The organism is Brucella sp. GW823-FHT04E01 (genome assembly GCF_058796175.1).
In genome coordinates this window covers 484,173-496,806 of the sequence record NZ_JBXAIK010000002.1, presented here as the reverse complement: position 1 = coordinate 496,806, position 12,634 = coordinate 484,173, and the positions used below count along the sequence as shown (strand labels likewise).

Below are 12,634 nucleotides of genomic sequence, written 5' to 3'. Positions count from 1 at the left end.
TTCATTCTCAAGGACTGCGGATTCCTGTCAAGGATCGCCTTTATCACTGTGCCGAACACAATTACACGCCTTGAAGGGAATTGAACCCACGACCCTTCAGTAACGTGAACAGAAATACATCATCCTGGATTATCAATGAATACCGTGAACATACGTTAGGGATTAATCAGTCCAGTCTTCTACTCGCAAGCCAGGAACACGATCAAATTCCCTGCGATTGTTTGTAACGATTATCAGGCCACGCGAGCGAGCATGGCCAGCAATCAATTGATCGTATGGACCGATTGGAGTTCCACTGCGGGCCAATTCAGCACGTAATTGGCCCGTATGGTTTGCTGCCGGTTCATCATACGATAACACCTCAAGGCGAGCTGCGAACCCTTCCACGACTGCAAGGTTCTTTTCAGGATGGGCAGACTTCTCCGCCCCGTAAATCAGCTCCATTAAACTGACTGAGCTGATGCACAATTGATCGTGGAAGCGGTTGAACGCCTCGCGCACTTGCTGCGGCCGGTTCTTGATCGTGAAAATGCATATATTTGTATCCAGCATGTACTTCAGCATTAGAACGCCTCGCGTTCCTGTGGAGCAGGCTGATCACGCTCATTCATGAAGTCGGAAGTCGCCTCTAAGCTATCAAACCAGCTATCCCAGACCTCACCAGCGGGTGCTATGATTCGAGTGCGCCCCACAGCAACAATATCAACGCGTTTCACATCAGCAGGCAATGCTACTGCTTTTGGCAAGCGGATAGCTTGGCTCCGGTTGCTCTGGAATACTGCTCCCTGCTCCATCTGCGTCACTCCTAGTTTTATCCATAGTGATATGATGTAGATAGTGAATCAAATGGGATATGTCAATGGGATATACGTACTCGAAGCCGACCAAACGAACCATGATCTGGCTTCAAGAAACCTAAGGCCGCTGGCCACATTGCTGCGCCCTGACCAAGACGCATCAACCGGGCGGCCTCTTCAACGGATTTATGCAACTCCACTTCCAGATTGCCAATCAAGAAGTGAACTGTCGTTAGAGCATAGACCGCTAATCCTTGAAGGGAAATGAACCGCTGCCCCCTGCCATTGACTACGTACTGATTGCCAGTCAAGATTCTGGGTCCTGCTACTCACCCGCAGTAATTTAGCTCCGTAACGTCTTATAGAGATATGACCCTATGCCATCGCATTTCTCCCCTTGGCACGGCGACTGGTTCCGAACACCCGAAAAGATTTCCAAGGCTTGGGCGGTGGCGAGACCGACGCCGGGGGATGCGCCGGTCACCAGGGCGACGCCAGAACTGGTTCAATGCATGAGGATCACTTCCGTTGCTTCAGCTTGGAGCGCCACCGCTCGGGTTCTTTGCTCTCAAACGAGCATCGACTGCTGGGCGAAGATTCCCGCCATAGCGCCTTGCCATGATGCCGTGGTGACCGAGGGCAACTGGGGGTTGGTGAGGTCCCCGGCAGCGTAAATGCCCGGAATGCTGGTCTCACGGCGTTCATCGACCTTGAGCACGATGCCAAGAGGCGTGTCGACCGTGATGAGACCCAATGATTCATGCAAGTTTGTGGAAGGCTTGTTACGCGGATGCGCGAACAGGATGTCGACCGCGACATCGGAGCCGGTATCGAGCTTGATCGTCGAATTGTGATCCCCATGACGGGCGATCTCGGTGATCCGCCCATCGACGAGAGGTAGCTGGCGGCCCGCCAGATCGGCCCGTATATCGGGCGTGATATCGTGACCATTGCCGAAGATAGTCAACCTGTCGGTCCAATCTTGAAACAGCCTGACCTGGTTCATCGACTGTGGGCCAGACCAGACCAGGCCCCAATGCTGGTCAGCAACTTCGAAGCCATCGCAATAAGGGCATGGGATGATGGACGTGCCCCAACTTTCGGCAAACCCCGGAACAGCAGGCATTTGGTCGACAACGCCATAACTCAGGATCAGGCGGCGCGCACCAAGGGTTTCGCCCTCCGCAGTGAGTACGGAGAAATTGTCAATCGTACCGGAGATGCTTTCGGCGCGGGCATTGGCCAGCCTAATCGCAGGATAACGCGCCAGTTGGCGCCTCGCCTCGGCCAGAATGTCCAACGGCGGCTTGTGATCGTGGCCGAGCATACCGTGCGAACGGCCCGCGAAGCGATTGCGCGGCAGGCCGGTATCAAGAACGGTGACTTTGCGGCGGGCACGGCCGAGCTGCAGCGCAGCAGCGAGACCGGCAAAACTGCCGCCGATGATGATGACGTCATCCATGGTGATAGGCTCCGTGTTGCGGAAAGAGGGGGATGGGTTGGATTGTGCATTGGTCTGGTACGGGGGACGCTGACGCTGGAAAGCGCGGCTTCAGCAATGTTCGTCGTTGCATCACACCCTCGTCTCTCTCTTTGGCTTGCTAATTTCGGAAACTACATGGTATCCTAAATCAAGAATAAAGATACTGTCAAGGACTGTAATTCTCGTGAGCGAAAATATTCAAAGCCGGCGTGGCAGGCCCATCAACGAGGCACTTGGCAAAACAATCGTCGAGGCTGCGTGCGAACTCTTTGTGGAATTGGGTTTTCAGGCGACAACCCTGGACAAGGTCGCCAAACGAGCGAAGATTTCAAAGCTGAGCATCTATCGGCACTTCGAGAACAAGGAAGCGCTGTTTAGCGCGGCTATCGCAGCACGCTGTCATCAGTTGTTTGCACCACAGCCCTTTCTTGAAGGCGTCGAAGGATCGGCCGAAGAGCAGCTCATGGCTGCTGGATCATCGCTCCTACGCACACTGCTGAGCCCGGACGTTCGAAGTGTCGAAGCTATGGTCATGGCGGACAAAACAAACCAAAAGTCGTTAAGCAAGCTCTTTTACGAAGCCGGTCCCGCCCATGTCATCGAGCAGATCGAGGCGTTGTTGCGCCAGTTGCACTCGAAGGCGGTTGTGAATGTGCCCGATCCTCTCCAGTCCGCTCGCCTATTCGCTGCTCTTATCAAAGGTTCCGATCTTTTGATGATCGCCCGCTTCGATGAGGCGAGAGCAGAAGACGACAACGAGATCGAATCCTATTGCCGGTCCGCTGTCGCCATGTTCATCGCCGCGCACCGTCACAACAATCAAAGGGCGGATAGCATGGCTAAGATCGGTTCAGAACGAGGATTGTCGTGACAGGTAAAATTGCTTCTCAGATTGCCGATTGGAAAGGCCAAGGCGGAGAGCGGTGGGTCGCTTATCAGGCCCGGCTTGATGCCATGATGGCAGCGTTTGGCCAGGCGGCGATCGAAGCCGCGGCGCCCGTCGCGGGTGAACGCGTGCTGGACATTGGCTGCGGCGCGGGAGCGTCCTGTCTGGATTTGGCTAATTGCGTCGGCGCCGGGGGCTATGTGCTAGGCGTGGACATATCAGAACCGCTGATCGAAAGAGCGCGCACGCTCGCGCCGCAGGATGCGCCGACCATATTCCAGGTAGCTGACGCCAGCAGCGACGTGTTGCCAGAAAGTGCGTTCGACATCCTGTTCTCGCGTTTCGGAATGATGTTCTTTGACGATCCTGCGGCGGCCTTCACTCATATGCGCGGCGCGCTCCGGCCGGATGGCCGGGTCGCTTTCGTCTGCTGGCGCAGCATGGCCGAGAACGATTGGGTGCGTTTGCCGTTAGGCGCGATCAAGGACATCATCCCGAAGATGACGCCGCCTGGTCCCGAAACACCTGGCCCGTTCTCCTTTGGCGACCAGAGACGTGTGGCGCGTATTCTAGCGGCGGCCGGTTTCATTGATGTCTCTATTGCGCCCTTCGATGCCGCCATCCCATTCGGCAAGGGAGAAACGCGGGATGCGGCTCTCGATGACGCCGTGAACATGACACTCGATGTCGGCCCGTTAGCGAGCGCTCTTGCTGATCAGCCGGATGACATCCGCTCCCGCGCCTCGGCCGCGGTTGGTGCAGCCTTCGGGGGCTGCGCCGGTGAGCGGTCGGTGATGATCAATGGCGCAACATGGATCGTCACCGCGCGCAATCCCGCAAGCTGACTGTGGTTAACAGTCAGCAGACAGAGTATGGTGCGGATCTCTCGCAAAACCAATGGCGCCACAACGACATATTAGGTGGGCTGGCATCGCCGATATTGTTGCACCGTCTTACTCGGCAGCCATGGCTCTGGTATTCCGCAGCTCCTCCACAATCGTTTCACGGTGGCTCCCGTATTTTGGAGTCTTGATCCGGAACCACACGGCGTACAGCGCCGGAAGGAAGAGCAGGATCATCACCGTCCCTGCTGCCGTTCCGCCAATCAGCGTATAGGCCATTGATCCCCAGAACACCGAATGTGTTAGGGGGATAAAGGCCAGGACAGCTGCGAGCGCTGTCAGGATGACAGGGCGTGTGCGCTGTACTGTCGCTTCGATGACGGCGTGATAGTCGTCGAGACCAGCCGCCTTGTTCTCCTTGATCTGCTCCGTCAGGATCAACGTGTTGCGCATCAGGATACCTGCCAATCCGATCAAGCCGAGAATGGCGTTGAAGCCGAAAGGTTGATTGAACAGGAGCAATGTCGGCACCACGCCGGCGAGGCCAAGCGGTGCGGTCAACATGACCATCGTCATCGTCGACAGACTGCGAACCTGCAAGATGATCACGATCAACATCGCAGCGATCATTAGGGGGAAGACCCGAAGGAGTGCGGCATTTGCCTTTTGCGACTCCTCGATGTTCCCGCCCATTTCAATACGATACCCGACCGGGAGCGATGCGATCAGCGGCTGGAGAGCCTTCATAACCTGCTGCGACACTTCCGGCGGCTGTGTCGCCTCGCTGATATCGGACCTGATCGTTATGACGGGCGTCCTGTCGCGCCGTTTCAGGATGGGCTCCTCGAACCGAATCTCGGAGTGCCCGATCTGATCGAGCGGTACCTGACGGCCATCTCTGCTCATCAGAGAAAAGTCAGCAAGCCTCGAAGGGTCAAGTCGGTTTTCGCCGGCGCTTCGAGCAACGACAGGCACGTTGCGAATGTTGTCGCGCACCTGCGTGACCGGAATGCCGCTCAGTAGCATTTGCATTTGCTGCGCCACCTCCGATGGAGAAAGGCCGATCAGGTTTAACCGATCCTGATCCGGCATGAAGCGCAACACCGGCGTGCGGTTACCCCAGTCGCGATTGGCTTGGCGGACATCGGGGACTGTCTTCATAATCGCGAGCGCCTTCGCGGAAATCCTGTAAAGCTCGTCTTGATCCGGTCCCATGATCCGAAACTCGACCGGGAATGGCGTATACGGCCCGAACACAAGCTGCGTTACGCGCACGGACGCCTCCGGAACGAGGCCTTCTGATATGGCTGCCCGAAGGCGGTGCTTCAGTTCTTCTCGTGCATGGGCGTCAGGGGTAAGCACGACTATTTTTGCGAAAGAAGGATCAGGCAATTCCGGTGACATGGCAAAGAAGAACCGGGGTGCGCCCTGCCCGACATAGCTGGTGGCGATCTTTGTTTCTGGCTGGTTTTGCAACCAGTCTTCAACTTTCGCCACTGCGGCCGTTGTGCTTTCGATGCTCGTGCCTTCAGGCATGCGAATTTCGACGAGGACCTCAGGCCGGTCCGAAGTCGGGAAGAACTGCTGCTTTACACCTCCCATCCCGACAACCGAGACAGCCATCATGACGCCAACCACCCCGCAGGTCATGAACTTGTGGCGAACCGCCAATTCGATGAGTAAGCGCAGGCGGCGGTAGTTCGGTGTATCGTAGATGGCGTGGTGCCCGCCTTGGACTGGTTTTATGTCAGGCAACATCTTCACGCCCATATACGGCGTGAAGATCACAGCAACAAACCAGGAGACGATCAGGGCAAACCCCACGACCCAGAAGATGTTGCCGGCATATTCGCCTGCGCTCGATTTGGCGAATCCGACGGGCATAAGTCCGATTATGGTGACGAGTGTCCCCGACAGCATCGGCGCCGCTGTGTGGCTCCAGGCATAGGCGGCCGCCTTGATGCGGTCCATGCCCTCTTCCATCTTCACCACCATCACCTCGATGGCGATAATGGCGTCATCCACGAGAAGCCCAAGTGCAAGGATGAGCGCGCCGAGCGTGATCCGGTCGAAGAAGCGTCCGGTTTCCAACATGATGAGGAAAACCACAGCCAGCGTCAGCGGCACGGCGAGCGCGACGACGATGCCGACGCGCCAGCCGAGTGCGACGAGGCTCACGAACAGCACGACACCAAGAGCCATGGCGAACTTCAGCATGAATTCGCCGACCGCCTCGTCGATGTTGACGGCCTGGTCGCTGACCTTGGTGAGTGACATGCCAAGTGGCAAAGTTTGCGCGATTGCGGCGGATCGCGCTTCAAGCGCCTCGCCGAGATCCAGTCCGTTCCACCCTTGTTGCATCACCACGCCCAGCATGATGGCGGGTTCGCCATTGTGGCGAATGAGATAGGTGGCAGGATCTTCGTAACCGCGCCGAACGTCGGCGATGTCCGACAACTTCAGCGTTCGGCCTCCGGCAACGATCGGCGTATCGGCAATGGCCTGGATGCTGTTATAGGCTCCATCGAAACGAATGAAGACTTGCGGCCCACGCGTATCGATCGAGCCGGCCGGCGTGACGGTGTTCTGTCTCTGCAAAGCTGCGGCGATATCCTGCGCCGATATTCCAAGTGTTGCCAGCTTGGTATAGGAAAATTCGACGAAGATCTGTTCGGGAAGTTCGCCCAGAATGTTGATTTTCTTGACACCGGGAACATGCAGGAGATCCTGCCGGATAACCTCGGCCTGCCGAACCAAGTCGCGCATCGGCATCCCCTTCGCCTTCAAAGCGTAAAGGCCGAAGCTTACATCGGAATATTCATCATTGACGAACGGACCCATGGCGCCCGGCGGGAGATTTCGGGCTTCGTCTCCAAGCTTCTTTCGCGCTTGATAGAATTCCTCTTCGACAGCCGTGGGCGGTGTGTTGTCCTTCAGCGTGACGGTCAGGAAGGCATATCCCGGTCTCGTGGTGGTCTCGACACGGTCGTACCAGGTAAGTTCCTGGAGCCGCTTCTCAAGTGGCTCAGCGACAAGATCCTGCATCTCGCGTGCAGTGGCGCCCGGCCAGAATGAAGTGACCGTCAGGGTCTTGATGGTGAAGGATGGATCCTCAGCGCGTCCCAGTTTGACGAAGGCATAGACGCCTGCAGCCGCCAACAGAACGATAAAGAATAAGGTAACGGCGCGTTCGCGAACCGCGAGGGCTGAGAGATTGAAGCGCATTATCTTGTCACCTCCTGGCTCGAGGCAATTCTGACGGCTGCGCCGTTTTCCAGAAGATGTGCGCCCAGAGCAACAATCTTCTCTCCAATGCCGATACCCCTAACGATGGCGGTTTCCTCGCCGATCCGTTTAACGTCGACCGGGGTGAACTTCACGGTGGAAGTGGCACCGTTGATAGTCCACACACCTGTCCGGCTACCGTCGTCCACGATGGCACCGACGGGCACGGCGACCTCTGACTGCCTGTTCGCGTCCGATATTTTGATCGTCACTGTCGAGCCAAGCGGAGCAGACGCAGCGGCGCCGTCGAGCACGTAACGTGCCTCGTATGTCCGGGTTTGCGGGTCGGCAGAATCGGAAATCTGTCGCAACCTGGCCTTTCCGTTGAGACTGCTACCTCCATAGATACTGGCCTGCGCCTCAGATCCAATATCCGGCCGCAAGGTTTCAGGCAGCCAGACAACAGCTTCACGCGGCCCGGCCTGCGCCAGTTGGATGACCGTCTGGCCCGCGGCCACGACCTGTCCTGGGTCTGCGAGCGTGTCGACAACCGTTCCGTCCGAATCGGCGAGAAGAACGGTATAGGCAACCGCATTTTCCGCCACCTTGGCGTCCGCTTCAGCCGCAGCAAGCTGTGCTGCGGCCGTATCGAGAGCCGCTTTCGCCTGTTCATAACGCTGCGGAGTGGCAGCCAATCCATTTTTCACAAGTGCCGCATACCGTTTCTCATCCGCCTGGGCCTGGATCAGGACCGCCCGCGCCGCTGTAACGGCATTACGCTTTGCTGTTAGTGCAAGCTGGAGATCGGCTTCATCAATCTGCATCAGCGGCTGGCCTCTTCTCACCTGCTCGCCCGCATCAACCATCCGCTCGACGATCTTGCCCGGAACCCTGAACCCGAGATTGCTCTGTACCCGCGAAGCGACGGTGCCGGTAAAGGAGCGCCCCGCCGTTTCCGTCCACGCCACTTCTGTCACCTTGACCAGTGGTGGCGCAGTCCTCGGGTCCGCGGCCTCGGCTTCCCTATTAAGCGTTTCGGAAACCAGAACGAAGGCAGCGGCACCAGCCGCTGCGACCATGCCTGCGAAAGCCAGGACATATTTGCGTTTCATCTTGCGTTCTTTTCTTGAGTGGAGGACACGGCCGAAACCCGCCAATAGGCCTGCGCGTTATTAGATACTATGCGGTATCATAATTTATGAATTAGGATACTGTCAAGGACTGTAAATGACGAGACCAAGGGTAGACAGGGCCGGCCCGGCGGTCCGCCAAGGCTTCGTCAAACGATGATTTACACCGCGTGCGACTTTACGGAATTGGGTTTTCAGGCAACGACTCCGGACAAAGTCGTCAAACAAGTGGTCGGCCCCCTGAAAAGTGGTCCTTCATGAAGTATGCCTTATGAGCCGCACAACGACATTGAAACGGCGGCTAAGAAACTCGAGATCGCTCTGGATCATTGCCTCGATCATGCCGGTAAGCGAGCAGTCCGACTGCCTTTGCCACGACCAGACGAACCAGAGCTGGCGAACTACTTGGGTCGGCATCGGTCCGCTTATGGCGGGATACTTCAAATAAGAGGAATGCAGCAATGCCGCATCCCGATGCCAAAACGTATTTGCGCTTCATGGCAGGTGGACCTTCTAAACGGACGAAAGCGATTTATTTAGATTGCGATTACAATCTAAACCTGTTATAGATGTCAAATGAAATCTAAAGGAGACGGCAAATGAGAGTCAGCCGAGCGCAGGCGGAAGCTAATCGCGAGACAGTGATTGATGTCGCAAGCAGGCTTTTCCGAGAACATGGCTTTGATGGCATCGGACTGAAGGACTTAATGAAGGGCGCCGGCCTGACACAGGGGGGCTTTTATAAGCAGTTCGAATCCAAGGATGATCTTGCGGCCAAAGCATCACGCCGCGCCATGGAAGGCGCTACTCGAAGGTGGGCCGACGCTGCTGCGGGCAACGCCGCCCAATTGGAAGCGATTTTGAATCTCTATCTCTCCCTCGACCATCGGGATGAAATCGGAGATGGATGCCCTCTCGTGGCGCTCGGGGCGGACGTTGCACGTCAAAGTCCGGATGTGAAAGCTCCCTTCGAGGATGGCATCCGCGGTCATCTGGCAGTTCTCAATGAACTGCTCACAAGCACACCATCACAAGAAAGAAGCGACAAAGCCATGGCGCTGCTCTCCATCATGGTTGGTGCCGTTACGCTTTCTCGCGTTGTGAACGATAAGGACCTATCCAGACGATTTCTCGATGCTGCAGCTGCCGAAGCAAGACGAATGAGTGGTCTGGCTGGCGCGCCTTCGGAATCAATGGATTGAAGTCGGAGTATTCATCATGCGTCGTATCGTTGTGACAGGAATGGGGGCAATCAGTCCCCTTGCAACCAATGTGCCGGTAACCTGGTCCCGTTTGCTTGCCGGTCGTTCAGGCGTGAAACGACTATCCGATGACATTGTGGGCGATTTGCCATCGAAGATCGGCGGCGTGGTGCCGACAATATCGGAAGATGCCGAGGCCGGCTTTGATGCCGATCGTATTCTTGCCCCAAAAGATCAGCGCAAAGTAGACCGTTTCATATTGTTCGCCCTTGCAGCCGCTGAAGAGGCACTAAAGCAGGCTGGATGGAAACCGGTTTCGGAAACCCAAAAAGAGCGCACTGCTACAATCATAGCATCCGGCATTGGCGGTTTTCCCGCAATTACCGCAGCTGTCAGAGCCGTTGACCAAAAAGGCGCCCGTCGTCTTTCACCGTTCACCGTTCCGTCGTTCCTCGTCAATCTGGCCGCAGGACAGGTGTCTATTCGACATGGTTTTAAAGGGCCAATTGGAGCACCGGTAACCGCCTGTGCAGCTGGCGTGCAGGCGATCGGAGACGCTGCACGTCTCATCAGGTCCAACGAAGCTGACATCGCTATATGTGGCGGGACCGAAGCCTGCATCAACGAAGTCAGCCTAGGCGGATTTGCCGCCGCACGATCATTATCAACGGGTTTCAATGATACTCCGGAAAAAGCCTCTCGTCCGTTCGACACACAACGCGACGGGTTTGTTATGGGCGAAGGTACAGGCATCCTTGTGATCGAAGCTCTCAGTCACGCCTTGGCACGCGGTGCCAAGCCGCTAGCCGAGCTTGTGGGTTACGGCACATCTGCTGACGCACATCACATCACGTCTGGCCCGGAAGATGGAGGCGGAGCGCAACGGGCAATCGAGATTGCAATATCACAGGCCGGCATTCGTCCCGATGATATCGGTCACATTAATGCACACGCAACCTCTACACAGATCGGAGATCTGGGAGAAATAAGGGCCATAAGATCCGTATTCGGCGCCGAGACTAACGTCGCTGTCAGCGCAACCAAATCGGCGACTGGCCATCTCCTGGGCGCAGCCGGGGGGCTTGAAGCAATTTTTACGATCCTTGCTCTGCGTGACCAGGTCGCCCCACCAACCCTTAATCTCGATACACCGGATATTGCTGGTGAAGGTCTCGGCTTCGTGGCGAAAAACGCCCAGTCGAAAGTTATGGAATATGCGCTTTCCAATGGTTTCGGCTTCGGAGGCGTGAATGCCAGCGTGCTTTTCCGCCGTTGGAACGACGAAATTTGAAACAGAAATCCGGACAGACCGACTTACAGCCGTTAGTCGTGAAACACTGAGGACCGCCCCCATGAATCGCTCAAAACCTGATGTTGCTATTGTCACCGGAGCCTCTTCCGGCATCGGCCTGGCAACGGCAAAAGCATTGCTTAACGCCGGATACCGTGTGTTCGGTACCAGCAGGCGCGCAAATTATAAAAATATCGACGGCATCACCATGGTGCCCTGTGACGTTACAGATGAAGGGTCGGTGACGAAGCTGGTCGAGACCGTCCTGAAGGAAGCTGGCTCGATTGATGTGCTGGTAAACAATGCCGGCATTGGCCTCCTGGCCGGGGCGGAAGAATCCTCAATCGCTCAGGCGCAAGCCTTGTTTGATGTGAATGTCTTCGGTGTCATCCGTGTTACGAACGCAGTTCTACCCGTAATGCGGAAACAGAAGTCAGGCCGTATTATAAATATGAGCTCGGTACTGGGTCTCGTCCCGTCGCCCTACAACGCGCTTTATGCCTCCACCAAACATGCGATCGAGGGCTATTCAGAATCTCTCGATCATGAAGTTCGCACGTTCGGAATTCGGGTCATTCTGATCGAGCCTGCCTATACTCGCTCCGCCTTCGAGGAAAACGTACTGAAGCCCGATCAGCCTATCGGCCTGTATGAACCGATGCGCTTTACGATGTCGGAGCACTTGCGCGATCAGATCGCTGTCGGAGATACCCCCGAAACGGTAGCGACTACAGTTCTCGCAGCTGTAACTGCAACCTCTCCCAAGCGCCGCTACACCGCCGGAAAGCTCGCTGGAAAAATACGATTACTTCGCCGCCTGGTACCTGAAGCAGCATTCGATAAAAGCCTGCGCAAACATTCCGGCCTACCGGTCTAGTTGAGCAGTTATTCCATAACTGAAGGAATCTCTTATGAAAATCGGTATTATTGGCGCTGGCAATATTGGTGCCACCCTCGCAAGGAAGCTCGCAGCTTCCGGACATAATGTTAAAATTGCAAACTCAAGAGGTCCGGATTCTCTTCGCACTCTGGCGCACGACATCGGCGCGATAGCCGTATCGAAGGAGGTGGCGTTAGAAAATGTAGATGTCGTTATCCTTTCAATTCCATTTTCTAGTTATCGGGAGCTAACCTGTCACTTTCTCAAGGTTCCACGAAGCACAATAGTCGTTGACACGTCCAACTATTACCCCTTCCGCGACGGCGTGATTTCAGGGGTAGATGGTGGTATACCGGAGAGCGCCTGGGTGGAGCTGCAACTTGGACTTCCGGTTATCAAGGCATGGAATGCTGCATTGGCGACCACTCTGGCCGAACGAGGTCACCCTAAAGGAACACGAGGCCGCATAGCAATACCTGTGTCCGGTGACGAGCCTGCTTCCAAATCGGTCATCATGGGGCTCGTCGAGGAATCTGGTTTCGACGCAGTCGATGCCGGTGTTTTATCGGAATCCTGGCGTCAACAACCCGGAACGCCCGCCTTTTGCACGGAGCTGACCAAAAACGAATTAGTTCTGGCACTGGAATCGGCTGACAGGCTTAATGCGCCAGTTAATCGAGATCGCCTGATTGAGAGATTCATGCGGTCTCAAGGCGGCATCACACATGATGAAATCGTTAAACTAAATCGAATTGAGACTAAGTAACCGCGCCCGTCGTTTCATTCCCAGATTGCCAGTCAAAAACTTCTTTGTATCCAGATTGGCTCTCGACGACCCATATCCATACCCTGCCGCTTTTGTTCGAACACGGATCGGACGACCGCACATCGCTATTTC

At 56.0% G+C, this 12,634-nt stretch carries 12 protein-coding genes; 6 read left to right on the top strand and 6 right to left on the bottom strand.

The window, feature by feature from the left end; all coding sequences use genetic code 11:
- Positions 1-162: 162 nt before the first annotated feature.
- From vapC to AC1RHM_RS07670, 3 genes are all read right to left on the bottom strand, one after another.
- The gene (gene vapC / locus AC1RHM_RS07680) at positions 163-564 is read right to left on the bottom strand and encodes a type II toxin-antitoxin system tRNA(fMet)-specific endonuclease VapC (RefSeq protein WP_029928525.1); all 402 of its coding nucleotides are present in this window, start codon (positions 562-564) and stop codon (positions 163-165) included.
- Complete coding sequence (gene vapB / locus AC1RHM_RS07675; RefSeq protein WP_010660354.1) at positions 564-794, bottom strand: type II toxin-antitoxin system VapB family antitoxin; 231 nt, start codon at positions 792-794, stop codon at positions 564-566. The genes vapC and vapB overlap by 1 nt, the downstream gene beginning before the upstream one ends.
- Positions 795-1,365: 571 nt before the next feature.
- Positions 1,366-2,259 (bottom strand): NAD(P)/FAD-dependent oxidoreductase, encoded by an 894-nt coding sequence (locus AC1RHM_RS07670; protein ID WP_151895751.1) that lies wholly within the window; start codon positions 2,257-2,259, stop codon positions 1,366-1,368.
- 205 nt (positions 2,260-2,464) lie between these two features.
- Between AC1RHM_RS07670 and AC1RHM_RS07665 the strand changes: the two genes are divergently transcribed.
- Positions 2,465-3,151, top strand: a complete 687-nt coding sequence (locus AC1RHM_RS07665) for a TetR/AcrR family transcriptional regulator (protein ID WP_151895750.1) — start codon at positions 2,465-2,467, stop codon at positions 3,149-3,151.
- The gene (locus tag AC1RHM_RS07660; protein ID WP_151895749.1) at positions 3,148-4,011 is read left to right on the top strand and encodes a class I SAM-dependent methyltransferase; all 864 of its coding nucleotides are present in this window, start codon (positions 3,148-3,150) and stop codon (positions 4,009-4,011) included. Before AC1RHM_RS07665 ends, AC1RHM_RS07660 begins: the two co-directional genes overlap by 4 nt.
- 108 nt (positions 4,012-4,119) lie before the next feature.
- Here AC1RHM_RS07660 and AC1RHM_RS07655 read toward each other — a convergent pair whose 3' ends face one another.
- From AC1RHM_RS07655 to AC1RHM_RS07645, 3 genes are all read right to left on the bottom strand, one after another.
- Complete coding sequence (locus AC1RHM_RS07655; protein WP_151895748.1) at positions 4,120-7,233, bottom strand: efflux RND transporter permease subunit; 3,114 nt, start codon at positions 7,231-7,233, stop codon at positions 4,120-4,122.
- Complete coding sequence (locus tag AC1RHM_RS07650; protein ID WP_151895747.1) at positions 7,233-8,345, bottom strand: efflux RND transporter periplasmic adaptor subunit; 1,113 nt, start codon at positions 8,343-8,345, stop codon at positions 7,233-7,235. The genes AC1RHM_RS07655 and AC1RHM_RS07650 overlap by 1 nt, the downstream gene beginning before the upstream one ends.
- A gap of 273 nt (positions 8,346-8,618) precedes the next feature.
- On the bottom strand, positions 8,619-8,780 hold the full coding sequence (locus tag AC1RHM_RS07645) for a hypothetical protein (RefSeq protein WP_192931039.1): 162 nt from the start codon (positions 8,778-8,780) through the stop codon (positions 8,619-8,621).
- Between the two features lie 182 nt (positions 8,781-8,962).
- Between AC1RHM_RS07645 and AC1RHM_RS07640 the strand changes: the two genes are divergently transcribed.
- The 4 genes from AC1RHM_RS07640 to AC1RHM_RS07625 all read left to right on the top strand — a co-directional run bounded on the left by AC1RHM_RS07640 (position 8,963) and on the right by AC1RHM_RS07625 (position 12,502).
- Positions 8,963-9,565, top strand: a complete 603-nt coding sequence (locus tag AC1RHM_RS07640; protein WP_151895746.1) for a TetR/AcrR family transcriptional regulator — start codon at positions 8,963-8,965, stop codon at positions 9,563-9,565.
- A 16-nt stretch (positions 9,566-9,581) separates the two neighbouring features.
- Entirely contained in the window at positions 9,582-10,856 is a 1,275-nt protein-coding gene (gene fabF / locus AC1RHM_RS07635) for a beta-ketoacyl-ACP synthase II (protein ID WP_151895745.1), read from the top strand.
- Positions 10,857-10,917: 61 nt separating this feature from the next.
- Positions 10,918-11,733: an oxidoreductase gene (locus AC1RHM_RS07630; RefSeq protein ID WP_151895744.1), complete on the top strand. Its 816-nt coding sequence runs from the start codon at positions 10,918-10,920 to the stop codon at positions 11,731-11,733.
- Between the two features lie 34 nt (positions 11,734-11,767).
- Positions 11,768-12,502, top strand: a complete 735-nt coding sequence (locus AC1RHM_RS07625; protein WP_151895743.1) for an NADPH-dependent F420 reductase — start codon at positions 11,768-11,770, stop codon at positions 12,500-12,502.
- Positions 12,503-12,634: the final 132 nt, after the last annotated feature.